Annotated in this window: 13 protein-coding genes, 1 tRNA gene and 2 pseudogenes; 9 read left to right on the top strand and 7 right to left on the bottom strand. The window is 39.5% G+C overall.

Annotated features, from left to right (window positions below):
- Positions 1 to 54 precede the first annotated feature (54 nt).
- From AN34_RS08980 to AN34_RS08960, 5 genes are all read left to right on the top strand, one after another.
- On the top strand, positions 55 to 3519 hold the full coding sequence (locus tag AN34_RS08980) for a TonB-dependent receptor (protein ID WP_051666365.1): 3465 nt from the start codon (positions 55 to 57) through the stop codon (positions 3517 to 3519).
- 10 nt (positions 3520 to 3529) lie between these two features.
- Positions 3530 to 4936 (top strand): RagB/SusD family nutrient uptake outer membrane protein, encoded by a 1407-nt coding sequence (locus AN34_RS08975; RefSeq protein WP_082468354.1) that lies wholly within the window; start codon positions 3530 to 3532, stop codon positions 4934 to 4936.
- 8 nt (positions 4937 to 4944) lie between these two features.
- Entirely contained in the window at positions 4945 to 7512 is a 2568-nt protein-coding gene (locus AN34_RS08970) for a zinc-dependent metalloprotease (RefSeq protein ID WP_029284459.1), read from the top strand.
- A gap of 4 nt (positions 7513 to 7516) precedes the next feature.
- Positions 7517 to 8596 (top strand): TlpA disulfide reductase family protein, encoded by a 1080-nt coding sequence (locus AN34_RS08965; protein WP_051666363.1) that lies wholly within the window; start codon positions 7517 to 7519, stop codon positions 8594 to 8596.
- A gap of 91 nt (positions 8597 to 8687) precedes the next feature.
- Positions 8688 to 9929, top strand: coding sequence for an amidohydrolase family protein (locus AN34_RS08960; RefSeq protein ID WP_029284455.1), 1242 nt, complete (start codon positions 8688 to 8690; stop codon positions 9927 to 9929).
- A 307-nt stretch (positions 9930 to 10236) separates the two neighbouring features.
- Here the strand turns inward: AN34_RS08960 and AN34_RS22095 are convergent.
- The 4 genes and pseudogenes from AN34_RS22095 to AN34_RS21765 all read right to left on the bottom strand — a co-directional run bounded on the left by AN34_RS22095 (position 10237) and on the right by AN34_RS21765 (position 12524).
- Positions 10237 to 10716 (bottom strand): annotated as a pseudogene (locus tag AN34_RS22095) (ATP-binding protein).
- Complete coding sequence (locus tag AN34_RS22090) at positions 10697 to 11035, bottom strand: ATP-binding protein (protein WP_255353649.1); 339 nt, start codon at positions 11033 to 11035, stop codon at positions 10697 to 10699. Before AN34_RS22090 ends, AN34_RS22095 begins: the two are co-directional and overlap by 20 nt.
- 82 nt (positions 11036 to 11117) lie before the next feature.
- A pseudogene (gene istA / locus AN34_RS08950) lies at positions 11118 to 12251 on the bottom strand (IS21 family transposase); the annotation flags it as partial.
- Between the two features lie 12 nt (positions 12252 to 12263).
- Positions 12264 to 12524, bottom strand: coding sequence for a helix-turn-helix domain-containing protein (locus AN34_RS21765; RefSeq protein ID WP_197285507.1), 261 nt, complete (start codon positions 12522 to 12524; stop codon positions 12264 to 12266).
- A gap of 325 nt (positions 12525 to 12849) precedes the next feature.
- Here AN34_RS21765 and AN34_RS08940 point away from each other — a divergent pair, with 325 nt between their 5' ends.
- Positions 12850 to 13356, top strand: a complete 507-nt coding sequence (locus AN34_RS08940) for a PRTRC system protein E (RefSeq protein ID WP_082468353.1) — start codon at positions 12850 to 12852, stop codon at positions 13354 to 13356.
- Here the strand turns inward: AN34_RS08940 and AN34_RS08935 are convergent.
- The 3 genes from AN34_RS08935 to AN34_RS08925 all read right to left on the bottom strand — a co-directional run bounded on the left by AN34_RS08935 (position 13332) and on the right by AN34_RS08925 (position 14513).
- Complete coding sequence (locus AN34_RS08935) at positions 13332 to 13964, bottom strand: transposase (RefSeq protein ID WP_231625515.1); 633 nt, start codon at positions 13962 to 13964, stop codon at positions 13332 to 13334. The two genes, AN34_RS08940 and AN34_RS08935, sit on opposite strands and share 25 nt — an antisense overlap.
- Positions 13939 to 14301: a transposase gene (locus tag AN34_RS08930; RefSeq protein ID WP_029284447.1), complete on the bottom strand. Its 363-nt coding sequence runs from the start codon at positions 14299 to 14301 to the stop codon at positions 13939 to 13941. The genes AN34_RS08935 and AN34_RS08930 overlap by 26 nt, the downstream gene beginning before the upstream one ends.
- Before the next feature lie 138 nt (positions 14302 to 14439).
- Positions 14440 to 14513, bottom strand: a tRNA-Ile gene (locus tag AN34_RS08925).
- Positions 14514 to 14863: 350 nt separating this feature from the next.
- Between AN34_RS08925 and AN34_RS08920 the strand changes: the two genes are divergently transcribed.
- From AN34_RS08920 to AN34_RS08910, 3 genes are read left to right on the top strand one after another with little or no spacing between them, the layout of a single operon-like run.
- Positions 14864 to 16093 (top strand): Pycsar system effector family protein, encoded by a 1230-nt coding sequence (locus AN34_RS08920; protein ID WP_029284445.1) that lies wholly within the window; start codon positions 14864 to 14866, stop codon positions 16091 to 16093.
- The gene (ppk1, locus tag AN34_RS08915; RefSeq protein WP_029284443.1) at positions 16093 to 18135 is read left to right on the top strand and encodes a polyphosphate kinase 1; all 2043 of its coding nucleotides are present in this window, start codon (positions 16093 to 16095) and stop codon (positions 18133 to 18135) included. The genes AN34_RS08920 and ppk1 overlap by 1 nt, the downstream gene beginning before the upstream one ends.
- A gap of 5 nt (positions 18136 to 18140) precedes the next feature.
- The gene (locus AN34_RS08910) at positions 18141 to 19055 is read left to right on the top strand and encodes an SdiA-regulated domain-containing protein (protein ID WP_036676840.1); all 915 of its coding nucleotides are present in this window, start codon (positions 18141 to 18143) and stop codon (positions 19053 to 19055) included.
- Positions 19056 to 19076 lie beyond the last annotated feature (21 nt).

The raw sequence follows: 19076 nt of genomic DNA, 5'->3' as shown, positions 1-19076 counted from the left end.
ACACCCTGCTGTGAAGATTTAGAAGCCTAATACTTTACTACTAAAACCAAACAAATGTACAAAAAATTGTTCAAAAGGCCAGCCTGTGCCCTAAACTTTGGGCTGGTTAAACAAGAGATAAGTAAGTATCTCTTTGAAGCAGCAGCGCTCCCCATTTTAACTAGGATTATGAAATTTTCTATACTGCAAATTTTGGGTATCGCCATTGCTGTTCAGTTTAGCTGGTCATCATCAGTTAATGCGCAGCTAACTGAAAAAAGGTTATCCATTGAGTTTTCTGACCAAAAACTCGAAAATGTACTAAAAAATATTGCTCATAAGGCGAAATTCAGATTGGTATACAATAATCAGATCAAAAAGAATATTAGCGCGATTAGTGGCAGTTACAATAATGTAAAACTTAAAGATCTTCTTGATGAAATTCTGAATGCCAATAAACTTACCTACGAGGTGATTAATGATCAGTTCGTAGTGGTAAAATCACAAAGGGAAAAAGAAATTGAACCCGTTAAACCATCTAATGCACTAACAGACAATTTTTTTGGTAAACGAGATGGTTTTGTGGTAAACGGTAAAGTAGTTGATGAAAAAGATGAACCATTGGTTGGTGTATCTGTCCGGGTTAAAAATGGCAATCAAGCTGTTTCAACCAATGCGAAAGGTAATTTTGCCATTGGCATAGCAGGCCCAAACACTATAATAGAATTTAGTTACATTGGCTACAGCACCCAAAATATGACCGTAAATACAGCAGAGATTGTAACGGTTAAAATGAAACCGGATCCTGCTAAGTTAGATGAAGTTCTTGTTATTGGTTATGGCACTACAACCAGAAGAACCACCACAGGATCACAATCGGGAATTACCGCTCAAGAAATAGAAAAGCAACCGGTAACCAACCTCCTGCAAACGCTTCAGGCCAGAATGCCTGGTGTATCTGTTGTGCAAAGTAATGGTCTGCCAGGAGCAGGGATGAATGTCCAGATTCGTGGAGCCAATTCAATTGGTAAAGCGAACAGACCACTTTATATTGTTGATGGTGTGCCATTCTTATCAGAACAAATTAACTTGGCTGCATCCCCATCAGGAACTACTGGATTGCCCTCAGCAGAAGGCCAGACCAGTCCACTAAATATCATTAACCCTGCTGATATTGAAAGTATTGAAGTATTGAAAGATGCAGATGCAACTGCGATTTATGGCTCAAGAGCAGCAAATGGTGTGGTTTTAATTACTACAAAAAGAGGCAAATCAGGTAAAACCAAGTTCGGTGTAAATGCCTCATCGGGCGCTTCTGTCGTTCCGCGTTTTGTAGAGATGTTGGGCATAGATCAGTATCTTGCTTTACGTAAAAAAGGTTTTGTCAATGCAACAACAACGCCGGCGGCGCACTCAGCTACCACTGCTCCTGATTTATTGGTGTGGGACCAAACCACAAATACAGATTGGTTAAGGGAGATTTTGGGTGGAACTGCCAGAACAAACGACGTCAGCGCCAATGTTTCTGGTGGAGATAGTCGGACGAATTTCTACATCAGTGGTACGTATCATAAGGAAGGCAATGTGTTTCCTGGCGATCAGTCTTATCAGCGTGGTGGTTTTAATGTAAATCTTAATCATAGCTCACTCGATCAAAAGTTCAATATGGGCTTTTCTGCTATCTATTCTACCGATAAGAATGATATTTCGACTACAGATTTGGCCACATTTGCCTATAATTTGCCGCCAAACTATCCGCTGTATAAAGCAGATGGAAGTTTATACTGGGTTTCAGGTTTAAATAATCCTCTTGGCTTTTTATACCAGACTAATGATAACAGAAGCAGTAATTTATCGTCAAATTTAAATTTGAAATACAATCTTTTAGATGGTTTGGATGTCAAAACGTCATTTGGTTACAGTAAAACGGATATGAAGCAAATGACCATCAGGCCGTTAAGTTCTTTAAATACTGCGTTTTCTGTTCCTACTTCCGGATCAGCATCATACGCTTACACTTACACCAACACCTATATCTTAGAGCCGCAAATTACCTACAACCGTAAAGTTTGGAAAGGATCGCTAAACGTTTTAGCAGGTGGAACCTATCAATATAGAAAATCAGAACAGCCTTATTATTCAAGTGCGACAGGTTTTCCTTCTGATGACTTCTTAAGAAACTTATCTTCAGCCACTACTATTTCTACAAGCGCTTCTTCAAACGAGTTTAAATATGCCTCACTCTTTGGTCGGGTGAATTATAACGTCGAGAACAAATACATCGTCAATGCAAACTTCAGAAGAGATGGTTCATCTAGATTCGGGCCGAATAAAAAGTTTGGTAATTTTGGTTCGATAGGAGCTGCGTGGATTTTCACTGAAGAGGATTTTCTAAAAGAAAAAACAAACTGGTTTAGCTTTGGTAAGCTGCGTGGAAGTTATGGTACTGTTGGTAGCGATGATATTGGTGATTATGCTTATTTGGCAACTTATTCAACTTCTACAGCGGTTTATAACGGAAACTCAAGTTTAAATCCATCCCGTATTGCTAATGATGATTATCAGTGGGAAACCACCAAGAAACTGGAAGTCGCCTTGGAATTGGGGTTTTTCAAGGATAGACTATCATTGGTTACTTCTTACTATAGAAATAGAAGTGGAAACCAATTAATTACTTATCCATTAAGTCCGCAAGCTGGTTTTACAGGTTATCAAAGCAACTTGGCAGCAAATGTGCAAAACTCAGGTGTAGAATTGAGTTTGATTAGTACCAACATTAAAAGCAAAAAATTTGCCTGGACTTCATCATTCAATATCAGTAAGAATGAGAACAAGTTATTGTCATTTCCAGGTATTGAAAAAACATCGTATTACACCACCTATTTAGTCGGCAAACCGATTAGTTTTATTGCTGGTTACCAGTTTTTGGGCATCGATCCGACTACTAATTTACCAGCATATGCAGATTTAAATGGAACAGGGGGAACTGCTTCTCCTACCACAGGATTATCAGAAATTGGAAGGGGAGATCGATATTACATTGGAACCACTTACCCAAAATTCTTCGGTGGCTTAACCAATTCAATTACTTATAAAAACTTCAACCTTGATTTTACCTTTCAATTTGTTAAACAGCAGGGTAGAAGTTTGGCTAACGCATCTTTTTATCCTCCGGGATATATGTACAACTCGGCAGCTAGTGTAGTGAATGATTATCTGGCTTTAGGGTCTCAAGATTATTTGGTAACCGCCGGAACTGCCGGTGTAAATGGCAGAGCTGCTTACTTTGGTTACAGCAATTGGACAGGATCTGATGCTAATGTGGTTGATGCTTCCTTCATCAGACTTAAAAACGTAAGCTTATCGTATAACTTGCCTGCTCAATGGCTATCAAAAGTGAACGCAGAAAATATAAGGGTATTTACTCAGGCGCAAAATTTATGGACCATAACAGGTTATAAAGGTTTTGATCCGGAGTCACAGGGGGTAGCTACTCCGCCATTGCGTACCATTGTTGCAGGTTTACAATTCACTTTTTAACATTTCGATCATGACAAAATCATTTCATAAAATATTGCTTTGTAGCATGGCTCTAGCCACATTGATTTTTTCTGCCTGTGAAAAAACAGTGGAGATTGATCCACCTTTAAATGAGATTACAACAGCTGTTGTTTTTTCTTCTGATAAAATGGCTTCGAATGCTTTGGCTGGCCTTTACACCGGTTTGGCATCTACCTCTACACAAAGTGCAGCGCTGCCGGTCTACAGTTCTGTACAGGCAGATGATTTGCTGTATATTGGTGTCAATCCAACATATCGTGAACTTTTCGATAATTCATATACTACGGTTAGTTCGGCACAGGGAACTATTTTTTCAGATTGGTATGCCATTATTTACAGGGCTAATTCAATTATTGAAGGACTACAAAAGTATTCTGGTACCTCAGGTCAAGTAAAAAAACAATTAGCCGCCGAAGCGAAAGTAATCAGGGCTTATTGTTATTTCAATCTGGTGAATACTTTTGGAGGTGTTCCATTGGTTTTAACCACTGATGTGAATGTGAGTGCCATGTTAGCAAAGGAAACTGTGGCAAACGTTTATGGTCAAATCACTGCGGATTTAACAGAAGCTAAAGCCGACCTTTTAGCTAATTATTCTGCTTCATCCAATACCAGGTTAGGTGTTAACAAATTTGTAGCTGCTGCTTTACTGGCTAGAGTAAGTTTATTTACTGAAAATTATGCTGCTGCGGAGAATAATGCTTCCGAAGTGATTGCTTCAAGTTTATATGCAATGATTCCCTCTGCAAATATGGCGACCGGAGTGTGGACAAAAAATAACGCAGAAAGCATTTGGCAAATGTCATCACCATTAGCGGTAACTAACCAATATACCGTGGAGGCCGGTACATTTTTACCATTTACCGGTAGTGATCCACAATTTGAAATCCGTCCGGCTTTTTTAAGTCTTTTTACCAGTACTGATCTTCGTCGTCAGCGTTGGATGACCAATTATACAGTTGCTGGAAAGGTTAAAGTTGTGCCTTACAAATACAAATATACCACCCAGGCATTGGCCGTGGCTGCAGGTGTGGCAGAATCGCCTACGGTTTTGCGTTTAGCTGAGCAATATTTGATCAGGGCAGAAGCACGAGCCAGAATCGGAACCAACTTAAATGGGGCATTGAGCGATTTAAACGTAATCCGTTCAAGGGCACAAACTGCCGCCAGTACAACTACTGCACAAGCCACACTGTTGGATGATATTTTATTAGAAACCAGGAAAGAGTTTTTCTGTGAACAGGCACACCGCTGGTATAATTTAAAAAGAACCGGTCAGGCTGATGTTGTTCTTGGCGCCTTGAAAACGAGTTACCGGCCAGCAGCAAAACTACTTCCATTACCCAATAATGCCATTGATGCCAATCCTAACCTCATCCAAAATCCGGGTTATTAAATAGAAACATGAAAAATAACATATTCCACCTTCACACGGGGCCTAAATGCCTGGTGTTAGCTACCGCTTTGCTTATTATTACGGCAAGCTCTTGTAGCATTTTTAACAACAATAAGAAGAAAGCAGTTGCTGCAAAAGCCGCTGCTGCAATCGCGGCGAAACCAAAAGCCGATAGCACAAAAAACGCAATAAAACCTTATGCGGAAGTTATTACCGCTAAAGCGGTAACCCAAAAAGGTTTATTCACGGTTCACAAACTGAATGATAAATATTTTTTTGAAATCCCTAATCAGCTTCTGAAGAAAGAAATCCTGGCGGTTAACCGCTTGAGTAAATCTACGCCTGGTGCAGGTAATTACGGGGGAGAGGAAGTTGCCTCGAAAATTATTTATTGGGAAATAGGTCCAAATAATAAGTTGTTTTTAAAAGTTTCAGCAACGGTAAGTATTGCAGATTCTACGGACATGATTTCCAAAGCTGTGGAGAGCTCAAATCTGAACCCGATTTTGGCTGCTTTCCCTATTAAAGCAAAAAGCAAAGATTCATCAGGAGTTGTGATTGATGTTACTGATTTTCTAATCAGTGAATCGCCGTTACTGGCTTTTAATGGCGAGAATAAAAAGGCTTATGGTCTTGGAATGCAGGCTGCCGATCGATCGTATATCGAAAGTGTGAAAAGTTTTCCTATGAATACAGAAATTAGAAGCATCAGAACATATACAGCCACTGGCGTCAAATTGCCGGCAGTAAGTGAAGCTGGGGCAGTAACGTTAGGAATGAATACCTCCTTTATCAGACTTCCTGAAAATCCGTTAAGGAAACGTTTATACGATCCCAGAGTTGGTTTCTTCGCCAGTGCTAACGTTAAATACAATGATAATCAGCAAAAAGTAGAGCAGGAAGCTTTCATTCACCGCTGGAGATTGGAACCAAAATCCGAAGATTTAGATAAGTTCAGAAAAGGCGAATTGGTTGAACCGAAAAAGCAAATAGTTTATTACATCGATCCGGCAACCCCTAAGAAATGGAGACCATTTTTAATCGCAGGCGTTAACGATTGGCAAAAAGCTTTTGAACAGGCTGGTTTTAAAAATGCAATTGTGGCTAAAGAATGGCCAGAGGCAGATACTACCATGAGTTTGGATGATGCCCGCTTTTCGGTAATCCGTTATTTCGCATCGCCTCAACAAAATGCCTATGGTCCAAACATTGCTGATCCAAGAACTGGTGAGATATTGGAAAGCCATATTGGCTGGTATCATAATGTGATGAATTTAGTTCATCGCTGGTACATGATCCAGGCTGGTGCTATTGATCCCAGAGCCCGTAAAAATAAGTTTGACGATGAGTTGATGGGGCAGTTAATCCGCTTCGTTTCTTCACACGAAATCGGCCATACTTTAGGTTTAAGGCACAATATGGGTGCAAGTAGCACTGTTCCGGTTGAAAAACTGCGGGATAAAGCGTGGGTTGAAGCGCATGGTCATACCCCTTCTATTATGGATTATGCACGTTTTAATTATGTGGCACAGCCCGAAGATCATATCAGTGAGGCAGGCATTTATCCAAGAATCAATGATTACGATAAATGGGCAATTCAATGGGGCTATAAACCTATTCTTGATCAGCCCAGCGCTGAAGCAGAAGCTAAAATATTAAACAAAATAACGATAGATAGTTTAGCGAGCAATAAGCGTCTTTGGTTTGGTGGTGAAGGCAAAGATCACGATCCTCGATCCCAATCTGAAGATTTGGGCGATGATGCAATCAAAGCGAGTTTATATGGGATTAAGAACCTTAAAAGAATTGTTCCGCAGTTAATCAACTGGACAAAAGAGGATGGAAAAGGCTATGGCAATTTAGATGAAATGTATAAAGAAGCCGTTGGACAGTATAGCCGCTATGCATTTCATGTTTTGAAATATTTAGGCGGTGTAATGGTTACGGAGAAAACAACCGACCAGCCAGGTGCTGTTTATCAGGCTGTAAGCTTAGCTAAACAAAAAGAAGCCATAAAGTTTTACAATGATCAGGTATTCAATACGCCAAAATGGTTAGCCAACAAAGAGATTTTAAATAAAATCGATCCTGGTTTTAGTTTTAATGCCGTACAAGTTGTACAACAAGGTGTAGTAGCATCAGTGACTTCGCAATCACGACTTTATAGGATGATGATTAACCAGAGAGATCATGGAAAAGGCGCATATTCACCAACGGAATGGTTAAATGATTTAAAAAAAGGGATTTTTAGTGAGTTAAAAAGCGGTAAACCAACAGATGAATATCGCCGGGCACTACAAAAAATGTATGTTGGCAGTATCATCACCATGTATAACAAACGTTTTGCCTTACAGGGATCTACCGATAATATTTTAGCATCCGTAACGCCGACTGATGTATTGTTGTATTCGAATGTGAAGGCTTTGGCTTTTGCACATCTTAAAGATTTACGTATAGATATCGGAAAAGGTGCGATTACGGCAAAAGATCAAGACACCAAAATTCACTTTCAATATCTAAAACACATGTTAGATAAAATTATAAACGAAAGTCCGATTCCAGGCCTAAATTATTAATGCGATGAATAAATTCAAGCTATTAGGAACTGTCATTTTGATCTTAGGTTTTATGGCTGATCTACATGCACAATCTACTGTGCATGTAGCAGCCAATATTAGTGGATTAAAGAATGGAAAAGTGATATTTGCCTATGAATTGGATGATGTTTTTAGTCGGGATTCTGTTTTGGCCAACTCAGATATCTTCTCGAAAGACATCATGCTGGTCGAATCGGTGCGATGCACTTTAACCAACTCCGTAAATAATCAAATGCGTATATTTTTGATGGAGAAGGGTAGTTCAGTAACTATAACAGGCGATATCTCTAAATTTTTCGACTTGAAGATTGCAGGTTCTAAAGAAAATGAGGTTTTAGATAAACTTAAGGCATCCTTATATGCTATTCCTGGAAAAAGACCTAAGGCAACAGGTAAGGATGAGGAAGATAAAGAAGCACGGAGGAAATTTGCAAACAAGCAACAGACTCTAAGAGATAGCGTCTTCCACACATTTGTAAGCGCAAACCCTGCGCAAGTCGCTACCGCAATAGCAATTTTTGATCAGTATATCACTTATCCAAATAGAGCAAAGGCTTCAGAGAATTATCATCTCTTATCGGAAGAAATAAAAAACACTTCTTATGGTAAGCGGATTAAAACCTTTATTGATGCCAATTTTAATACCAGTATCAGTTCAAATGCCATCGAATTTTCTCTTGAAGATGCAGATGGGAAATGGTTTAGCCTAAAGGATTTTAAGCGTAAATATATTTTGCTGGATTTTTGGGCCAGCTGGTGCGGTCCCTGCCGGTTAGAAAATCCAAATCTGATCAAAGCTTACAATCGATATCATTCAAAAGGTTTTACAATTATTGGTTTATCAATGGACAGCTCAAAGGAAAATTGGTTAAAGGCAGTTGAAGATGATGGCTTGATCTGGAAACAGTTAAATGATCCAAAATCTGTTAATGGAAAAACTGCGGACCGTTATGGTGTTAAAAGTTTGCCCGCCAACTTTTTAATTGATGCGGATGGCAAAATAATAGCCCGTAATTTGAGGGGTACTGCGCTTGAAGAGAAGCTTGAAGAACTTCTGAAATAGCTCCTAAAAAAAATTAAACATTAGTTAATGATGACAAGCGCAGCTGGTGGATGCCGCTGCGTTTTTTATTAAATCAAGATTTACACTTACTATGAAAAAGAGTTTATTAATATTGAGTTACCTCATTTTTAACTTGTCATTCGCAAAAGCGAATGAAATCCGTTTTGAAGCAGATACGATCCTTATTTTAAAGGATGCCAATGTTATCGATGTTTCAAAAGGTAGAATTCAAAGGGGTAAGTCCATCATCATAAAAAATGGAAACATTTTTAAAATTGGCTGCATTCCTAAAAAAATGAAAAATGCTAAAATTTTAGATTTGAATGGTCAGTTTATTATTCCGGGGCTGATTGATACCCATATCCATGTTACCTCGCCGCACAAGAATTCAATCGAAAAAACGTTTGATCATCTTGAATATTACTTAAAACATGGCATCACCAGCGCTAGAGATGCAGGTGGGGATGGCAGTGCTCTTTTACAGGCTCAAACTCAAATCCGTAAAGGAAACCGGATTGGAACGGATGTTTTTTTCTCTTCTTTTATGGCTGGAGACTGGTATTATAACCGTGGTCAGAATATCAGGACTGATCCATATTCTCCCTGGGAGCAACGGTTAGTGCCTGGCGATGATTTGGATAAAGCCATGAGTGAAGCAAAAGCTTGTGGTGCAACCGGCGTTAAATTGTATCATTCATTTGATAAAGATTTTTTGGCCGATGTTATTGCCGCTGCGAAAAAGCATCACCTAAAAGTCTGGGGACATACCATGTTGTATCCTGCCAAACCTATCGAAGTTGTAAAGGCAGGTATGGAGGTGCTTTCACATGTTTCAATGTTGGAAACGATGCGCACAGATTCACTTTTTTATCGCAGATCTACTCCAATGTCTTATAAAGATAGTGTTATCGCAGGTATCGATATCATTCCGTTCTGCGATGCTATGAAAAAACATCATGCCATTTTGGATGCTACGTTATGTGTTTCTGAAGCAAAAGATCCATGGGTATTTACCTTACTGAGAAGGGTTCATGAGCAGGGTGTTAAAATTTCGACAGGAACCGATCAAATTGTTGATTTGAATAGCGCATACCCACGCCTGATAGATGAACTGGATTATTTTGTGAAGAAATGTGGGTTTACATCTGCTGAAGCATTATACTCAGCAACGCAAATATCGGCAGAAGTGATAGGCCAGGAAAAAAACCGTGGAAGTATTGAGGTTGGGAAAAGGGCAGATTTATTAATTCTACTGGAAAATCCTCTCATCGATATTACCAGCTTAAAAAATGTCAACATGGTGATTCAACGCGGTAAGTTGATTGATAAATAATGCCTAGCGGTAATCGACTGAGAAACTTCGTTTAGTGTGATCATACTATTTAGAAGGTATGATTTTTTCCTTTTTAGAAGGAATTCATGAATTCGCCATGTAAGTGGTCCTTTAGCAGAGGCAAATAAATGCAAAAAGGGCTAATATTCGCATAAACCATTATCATAATTGCATATACCAATAAATTTGACCCCCTTTCGCCAATTTCAAATTGACCCCCAGAGTTGTTGCTTGAAAAAAGCAGAAGTTGTTGTGCAAAAAGGCCTTTTAGAGTTGATCTTTTAAGTCCTGTTTAACAACTGTTATTTTACAAAAATACGTTTTCAATCTTAGAGTTTCTTCTCCTCATTGATTCGCCGAATAATTCAAACCTCAAGGAGTGATGAACTATACGGTCAAGAACAGCGTCAGCTATTGTTTTCTCGCCAATTATATCATACCATTCCTTTACTGGTATCTGCGATGTAACTATTGTTGAACGCTTCTGATGCCTGTCTTCAATGATATCGAGCAAAGTAACCCTTTACTGTGGGTCGAAGGGCTGAAGTCCGAAGTCGTCAAGAATAAGAAGATCAACCCTTTCAATCTTTTTCAGTTCTGCCAGGATGGTACCCTTAGCCTTCGCCAACTTTAGCTGCCCCATGAGCTTTGCAGTATTGACATACAGAACCTTGTATCCACTCTGACATGCCTGATATCCAAGAGCGGTTGCCAGGTAGCTTTTCTCGGTACCGGTGGAACCGGTTATAAAAATATCCTTGTGCTCCTTAATGATCCAGGGCCGCAAGCCTGTGTACCTGGTTCCTGTCGAGGCCTCGGTCAATGGAGTAATCAATATGCTCAAGAGATGCGTTATATCTGAACGCAGCCGCTCTAATTGTTCTTTCCACTGAACGGTTGCGCCTGTCATCCCACTCGCAGGCAACCAATACGGATATAAACTGATCAGTGGTCAGCGATTCCTTTACCGATGATTCCAGATTGGTCCTGAATGCATCGTACATCCCAAACAGCCTTAGCTGTTTCATTTTTTCTAATGTTTCATTGTTCATTTCTAATTGCTGTTTATTGTTACTGGTAATATTCCTTACCTCTGATGTTTCCATGCTCAGGTATCTCTATCGTCTGTTCTTCTGCAGATAGCTGATCAAGCTGCTTTCGCAGTATCTCCTCAATTATACGGTAGTTTTACTGCCCAAGATTATCTGCCCAACGGCAGGCATTTCTTAGCCGGACCGTCCCAACGCGACGTGCAAAGTTCGGTATGCCCGAACAGGATTTATGGGCCTGCTCCGGATGTCCCTTATACTCAAGTACCTTTGATATATAACCGGCAACATCACTATGGATCTCTTCTGCCTGCCGTATAAAGTTTTCAGGGGTCCATTCTGAGATATACCGGTGTTGTGGCGCCAGATGGGTTTCCTGAGTGGTATAATGGTGCTTTGTCCGAACTCTTTGATGAAAGGCTATCATGGTATAGTTGTAATAGACTTTTACTGAGCCGGAAGTGTACAGCAACTTTACCTTTTTGCCAACATAGTTATAGGGAACACTGTAGTAGTGAACATCTTCGCCCAGCCGTACATGCCCGTTTCTCATTACGGTAACCATCACCTGCTTGTGCACCTCATATCGAACCGGATTAAGCAAGACAAGTGCTTCACGTTCTATTTCCTCAAACTGTTCCCTGCGTGAGTAGTTTCTGCCGGAAAAGGGTTTGTTATTATGGATTTCCAGCAATGGGACAATCGCAGAATTGAGCTGCTCCAGAGTCTCAAATCGGCTGTTGTCAAGCTTATTATAGATGCTTCGGTAGATAAGCTTTACAGCTCCTTCTACAAGTGATTTGTCGCGAGGTTTGTAGGCACGTGCGGGAATAACTGTTGTGGCATAATGTTCCGCAAACGCTGCAAACTCATCGTTCAGTACCGCCTCGTACCTGCTTCCCCTTGTAACAGCAGAGCGAAGGTTATCAGGGACGATCGCCTCCGGTACACCTCCGAAATAGCGAAGTGCATTTTCACAGGCGGCGATGAGGTCCTCTTTTTTTTGTGAGGCCACAGCCTCAACATAGGTGAGCTGGCTGCAACCAAGGATCGCCACGAATACCTCCACATCCTGCCTGATATTATCAATCCTGCTAAGAGATAGCTTTTTACCGGCAAAATCGATATACATTTTATTGCCAGCCTTATGTTCGATGTGCATTACCGATCTGGAAAGCTGCAGATAAACCATTATGGCATTATTGAAGTGTGAACGACTATATCCATCCGGGTGTTTCTTTACATACTCCTCATGGAGAGATTCCCTTGTAACATCCTTTTTCTTCTATCTTTTGCAGTAATCAGGCAGTAGTGTTTGGAGAATCTGCATACGGGGTGCGCTGGAGATCCTGGCCACGGGGGGAGTGAAAATGATGGCCAGATCGCTATCGCTCTTGGCATTGAACTCCTCATAGCCAATACCAAGTGTCTGCCAGATGCGAATATACTTTTTAATGGTATTGCGTGAGGTTGATACCATTTCATGGATGCGCTTGGTCCCAATCCCCTGACTGTACAGACGGATGATCTGTCTTAGTTTATTCATTTTGATAGGCTTATTGGACATTGTAATCAGCAGTTTTTTTGTTCAGCTAAAAGCTAAACAAAAACATATTCCTACAAACCATTCAGCACAAACGAATCTGCGATTTCAAGGGAGTCAATTTGGATCGGCGCAAAGGGGTCTTTTTGCTTTGGCGGACCTTATCAAATTAACTCGGCAAAGGGGGGCTTTTTTGGGGGTCAATTTGAAGCGGTTTATCCACCGTGCGCATCAGACATGCTGAAAATATCATCAAGAGCATTATTGCAAATAACGGATATGAGGTGTGTACCTCTAAACGCAGGGGAACTTATTTAATCAGACAAAGATCATAAGAACCAATTTTTTTCAAGCCTTACAATCTCTGCAAAGTGCAAGGGCATGGCTAATCAATGTTAGCTTCTGCGCAGAGAATGAATTACTCGTTTCTGTTCTGTTAAAATCTCAGGAAGGAGTAAATCAAAAATGCCAGTTGCCGCCAATGGTTTTTAAAGGCACAGCACAGGAGATTGACGAGGAAATCCTCGAGGGTTTGACGCAACCTGTTACGGAAACCAGACCCCTTTTTGCCAATATCTCCGCTTACAACAAAGATATAGAAGAAGCAAAGTCAAAACTGCTGGCTAAACCAAAAGCTGAAAAACAGGCTGCGAATGTTGAAAAGCATAAACCTTCGGAAACTATTTTGAATAAGCCAAAATTCGAGGACATCCTTGAGGAAATCAATGCACTGAATGCATACTGTAAATATGCAGAAGCCATGGGCATCATTCCAAGTGCAGAAGATTATCCAGATAAAAAGGCAGATATTCAAAAGCTCAAAACTGATCTGTAATGGAGAATGAAACAATTAACCTTATTGATTACCGAGTGCAGCCAATAGCCATTTTCAAGTAGTGCGGGAACCCAGGGCTTCTTTACTTCTTTGGCCAGATCCATTTCTTTGTTTTCCTGCTCAATGGCATCCCACCTGTGCCTGATCCTGATTTCCTGGACACCCTCATTGGCCAGTTGCTGTACATGGAACCGATCTGAAACAAGCTTTGCCTTTGGAAAACTCCTTTTTACTATCCTGGCCATGGTCGGGGCCAGATCAAGAGTTACTTCCTTTACCTTTTTCCTTATTCGCTCCTTGATCCTATGAAGGACTTTTATTACAGACTCGCTTTCCGTGCCTTTTACAATGGCTACCAAAGCACGTTTTTTACCTTTTGCACCTTTATTGGTAAGTACCGTATATAATTTCCCTTGTGAAAGGCTAGTTTCATCAATAGATAAATACTCACCTATATTGTCAGGAAAAAGCAGCCAGTTCTCCGCATGCTCAGCTTGGTCCCAGCTGGTAAAGCCACTTAAATGACTCGCATACTGCTCTTGCAGCCGCTTGCCGTCCACGCCAAAGAGACTGCCAAGGGTTTTACAGCTTATTGGGCTTGAATCCAAATAGGCTTTCAAAAAAAAAGGCAAACTCCTGAGTCATTTTTGTGCCTTCGGCAACCACATTCCAATCTCTGGATACTATTTTACCTGTACTGGTATTTAGCCATTTACGACGCTTAAGGTTCAAAAAACAGGGCTTGCCGCGTAAAGGAAAGTCCCTAACAGAAACCTCATCGAAGAAGCCCTTGGATAACAGCTCCTCGCCTAAAAATTCCTTAGGATGAATGTTCTTTTCGATAAGATAAATGTATGTTGAACCGCCGACGGTCTCCACTTTGTCGAAAGCAAAATATTCACTAAGCCCTACAGGTAGAATAAATGAAAGTAAAGTAGAATCCAAAATAATGATTGTATAAAGCAAAATTTAAACCTCCCCAACTTTTTCGCTTGATCCCTGAAAACGAGTAATAGCCCATCAAATGGCTTTTAAAGGCATGAAAAAGCCCTTCAGTGTAACTGAAGGGCGACTTTTTATTAGTGGGCCCAGCTGGGCTCGAACCAGCGACCAAAAGATTATGAGTCTTCTACTCTAACCAACTGAGCTATAGGCCCCGAAAAAACATTTGTTTTTTGCGAGTGCAATGTTACAAAATTGCATCGGCTTTTGAAAAACTTTTTTTCAAAAAATATCGTAAATCTGGCATCGGCTTTATTTTCAAGGTATTGTAATCGTTTTGAAAAAGCATTGCCTGGTTTAGGCTTGGAATTATAAAACCATCCTGATTAAATTGCGTTGATTCCATTTGCATAACAATGAAGCCTAAATTTTGTTAAATGTTAAAAGGCTGTATTTTATTTAAATTTAGCGTAGTTTTATATCCATTATTACCAGTAATTTTTAGTTTTAAAAGATTTACAAAACCGTACAGGCGTACCATAAAAAAAGATCACATTACAGCCATATGCCCTTAGACTATAAACAATTGCAACACGAGGTAGAAAAATACGTTGGCAATTACTTTCATACCCATCATGATCCAAGATTGGTTTATCACAACCTCGAACATACGCAGGAAGTGGTAAACGCTGCGCAGCAAATTGCCAATCATTATCAATTAAATGAACAGGATTTTTTCACCATTACGGTTGCAGCCTATTTTCACGATACTGGTTATTTTGACGATGCGCTAAAACATGAAGAAAAAGGTGCAGAACTGGCTGAAAAATTTTTAACGGAAAATCAGGTTGGTAACGAAATTAAAGAAAGCGTTAAAAGCGCTATTTTAGCCACCAGGATTCCACAAGATCCAAAAAATCAGATCGATAAAATTATTTGTGATGCAGATTTATTTCATTTGGGCTTACCTGATTTCCGCAAGAAGGGAAAACTGATGCACAAAGAAGTTGAACTGATTTATAATAAAAAAATCAGCAAACTGGATTGGCGAAAAAGAGACATTCAGTTTATGGAATCTCATCATTACCAAACCGACTATGCTGCGCTGTTACTCACCGATCAGAAACAGGCCAATATCAGTAAACTTAAAAGCAAACTTACCACGCAGGAAGAAATTGCGGTTGAGCAGGAAGAACCTAAAAATTTTGCGCCACAATTGGTGCCAGACAACAAGGATTTTAAAAAGAAGAGCAAAGGTGATCGACCGGATAAAGGGATCGAAACCATGTTCAGGATTACCTCAGCCAATAATCAAAGATTGAGTGATATGGCCGATAATAAGGCTCATATTTTAATTACCGTAAACTCAATTATGCTATCGCTGATTGTGAGTTTGCTTTTAAGAAGATTGGAAGATCATGGCAACCTCATTATTCCAACCTTTATTTTATTGATTGTGAGTTTAAGCTGTGTAGTGGTTTCCATCTTATCCACCCGTCCATCCATTCCTGAAGGAGAATTTACACAGGAGGATATGGATAACAAAAAGGTAAACCTCCTGTTTTTCGGTAACTTTTATAAAATGAGTTTGCCTCGCTATACCGATGGCATGATCCAGGTAATGAATGATAAGGACTTTTTATATGGCACACTGATCACAGATGTATATTCTCAGGGGGTAGTTTTAGGCCGGAAATACAAACTGATCCGCCTGGCTTACAATATTTTTATGTTTGGGTTAATTGCGGCGGTATTGGCCTTCGTTATTGCATATGCAGCTTACGGTAAACTTTAATGGAACAAACTACTGAAACTGCTTTTTTCAATAGAGATTTAAGCTGGTTAAAATTTAATGAGCGGATTTTAACAGAAGCTGGCCGAAGTACCGTTCCATTGCTGGAGCGGATTAAATTTCTGTCTATTTTCTCCTCTAATCTGGATGAGTTTTATCGCGTTCGCATGCCTGTATTACTCGCACTCGAAAAATTGAGCAATAAAGAAAATAATGATATTCACATTGAAGAAGATCTGCTGAAAAGTGCCAATCATTTGATTTCCCGTCAGCAGCAGCAATATGGTAGAATCCTGCAATTGGAAATTATTCCACAGTTAAAGGAACAAAATATTAATCTGCTTTACGGGCAACCATTTCCAGCCGAAATTCAAAAGCCAATTAAAAGATATTTTTTGAGTCAGGTGATGGCCTTTTTACAACCTGTTTATTTAGACGAGGAAACTAATTTTTTTCCCGCAAATAATGAGCTGTACTTCCTGATTACTTTAAAAAATGGTGAGGAAACCAAGTCTGTTATTTTAAATATTCCATCAAATGAGTTGCCCAGATTTTATAAAGTTGATGGTGAACAAGAAACATTTGTTGTTTTCCTGGATGATATTATTCGCTTTCATTTAGATCGTATTTTTCCTCATGATGAAGTACTGGGTTGTTTCAGTTTTAAAATTACCAGAGATGCAGAAATTGATTTAAAGGATGAATATGCTGGAAATTTATCTGAACAGCTTGAAAAGCAGCTGATGAAGCGTGATTTGGGCTTGGCTACCCGATTCTTGCATCAGCCAGGTATTCCTGCAAATGTTTTTGAGGTAATTAAAAAACTTTTCAACCTTAAAAAAGCAAATATGGTAGAAGGGGGGCAATACCATAACCTGAAAGACCTAATGGGGTTTCCGGTTAAGAATGACCGGTTATTAAATGCTCCCTGGGCAAAAATTTGTAATACCGATTTCGTAGAAAATACCCTTACAGCAGCCATTACTAAAAAGGATATCATTATCCATACACCATTTCAGAGTTATGATAGCGTGTTGCGGTTCTTTAATGAAGCCGCGATAGATGAGGCGGTAAAGGAGATTTATGTTACGCTTTATCGGGTAGCGAGCGACTCAAAAATTGTGAATGCCTTAATTAGTGCGGCTAAAAATGGAAAGAAAGTAACTGTTCTGGTTGAATTGAAAGCCCGGTTTGATGAAGCAAATAACATCAAATGGGCAAAAAAAATGAAATCAGTAGGAGTAGATATCATTTACAGTGTTACGGCACTTAAAGTCCATGCGAAGGTAGCCTTGGTGAAACGTGAGGTAGCAGGCCGGATGCAGTATCTGGGCTTGTTTGCTACAGGGAATTTTAACGAAAGCACTGCTTCATTTTATACCGATCATATTTTAATGACGGCTCATAAAGAAATGCTGCGTGAAGTAGAGTTATTGTTTATTTTTCTGGCAAAACGAGTGAAACCAACTTCTGCAGATTTGATTCCTTTTCAACACTTGCTGGTGGCGCAGTTTAATCTTCAGCAAGTTTTTTTACAGCTAATTGAGCGGGAAATTGAACATGCCAAACAAGGTAAGCCAGCAGCCATTACCATCAAAATGAATAACCTGGAAGAAAAGGTTTTAATCAATAAACTTTACGAGGCCTCGCAAGCTGGAGTCAAGATTGAAATGATAGTGAGAAGCATTTGCAGGCTTATTCCAGGGGTGAAAGGAATGAGTGACAATATTAAAGTAACAAGAATTGTAGACCGTTACCTGGAACATGGAAGGATTTTTATCTTCCATAACCTCGGAAAAAATGATGTTTATCTGGGCTCTGCCGACTGGATGAACAGGAATATTTACCGCAGGATAGAAGTTTGCTTTCCTATTTATGACGAGCAAATTAAAAAAGAAATTCTCGAAATTATTGAGATTCAAAAACAGGATAACGTGCAGGCTGTTATGATAAATGATCAAATGGAAAATGTTCCTGTTTTGGCTGGCGAATCAGCCATTGCTTCACAACAGGCCATCTATCAATTTTTAAAAAACAAGTATTAATTTTTATGAACAAGAATAAAACAAAACTGACATCGATCATTATACTTTTTGCCATAGCATTTATTGGGGTTTCATGTGTAAACGGTCAGCACGATGATAAAGGCAGCAAGAAGAACAAAGTAACGACAGAAAATAGCGCTTCAAATACGGGAAATGCAGATTTTCCTTATGATCTGGCCAATCCGGTTAAATATAATATGCCACAAAATTTGTTCGAAATATCTGGCATTACTTTTCACAATGGCGATCCGAAACAGGTTTTTGCTATTCAGGATGAGGATGGAGATTTATTTCATTTAGGCTTAAATGATAAAGAGGCTAAATTCACCAAATTTGGTGGGAAAGGCGATTATGAGGACCTGGCGATCATTAATGATCAGGTAATTGTGTTAAAAAGCAATGGAGAACTGCATACTTTTCCGATTTCAAAAATTAATACAGCTGAAATAGCTGATGTTACTAAAACAAAAGATTTGGTGCCAAAAGCTGAATATGAAGGTTTAGCTACAGATGAAAAAGCCGGAATGGTTTATATTTTAACTAAAGAGGTAAAAAAGGGCAAAAAGGGTAATACTGAAATTTTCGCTTTTAAATTTAACCAAGGCACTTTCACACCCTCGGGCACTTTTGGCCTGTCTCATCAGGAAATTGCTGCTGCGGCAGGTACATCTAAAATGAATTTCCGCCCCTCGGCATTAACTAAAAATCCGAAAACAGGAGAGTGGTACATCCTTTCTTCTATGAATAAGTTATTGGTGATTACAGATGCAAACTTTAAAATAAAATCAACTCAAGCTTTAAAGGGAGGTGCTTTTAACCAACCCGAGGGTATTGCTTTTGATCGGGATAATAATCTTTATATTTCAAATGAAGGTGGATCTTTGTCTGCAGGGAATATTTTATTGTTTAAGGGTAAATAGCCTTTCTCAAAATTAATTATC

The organism is Pedobacter sp. R20-19 (genome assembly GCF_000708265.2).
Taxonomy (GTDB): Bacteria; Bacteroidota; Bacteroidia; order Sphingobacteriales; family Sphingobacteriaceae; genus Pedobacter.
The sequence above is the reverse complement of the archived record's forward strand: the minus strand, read 5'-3'. Positions and strand labels throughout refer to the sequence as shown.

Bases quoted from the DNA above. Each gene is read 5' to 3' on its own strand.
- AN34_RS21765 (WP_197285507.1), bottom strand. From the start codon at position 12,524: ATGAATAAACTAAGACAGATCATCCGTCTGTACAGTCAGGGGATTGGG.
- AN34_RS08965 (WP_051666363.1), top strand. From the start codon at position 7,517: ATGAATAAATTCAAGCTATTAGGAACTGTCATTTTGATCTTAGGTTTT.
- AN34_RS08980 (WP_051666365.1), top strand. From the start codon at position 55: ATGTACAAAAAATTGTTCAAAAGGCCAGCCTGTGCCCTAAACTTTGGG.
- ppk1 (WP_029284443.1), top strand. From the start codon at position 16,093: ATGGAACAAACTACTGAAACTGCTTTTTTCAATAGAGATTTAAGCTGG.
- AN34_RS08960 (WP_029284455.1), top strand. From the start codon at position 8,688: ATGAAAAAGAGTTTATTAATATTGAGTTACCTCATTTTTAACTTGTCA.
- AN34_RS08975 (WP_082468354.1), top strand. From the start codon at position 3,530: ATGACAAAATCATTTCATAAAATATTGCTTTGTAGCATGGCTCTAGCC.
- AN34_RS08910 (WP_036676840.1), top strand. From the start codon at position 18,141: ATGAACAAGAATAAAACAAAACTGACATCGATCATTATACTTTTTGCC.
- AN34_RS22090 (WP_255353649.1), bottom strand. From the start codon at position 11,035: ATGGAAACATCAGAGGTAAGGAATATTACCAGTAACAATAAACAGCAA.
- AN34_RS08920 (WP_029284445.1), top strand. From the start codon at position 14,864: ATGCCCTTAGACTATAAACAATTGCAACACGAGGTAGAAAAATACGTT.
- AN34_RS08970 (WP_029284459.1), top strand. From the start codon at position 4,945: ATGAAAAATAACATATTCCACCTTCACACGGGGCCTAAATGCCTGGTG.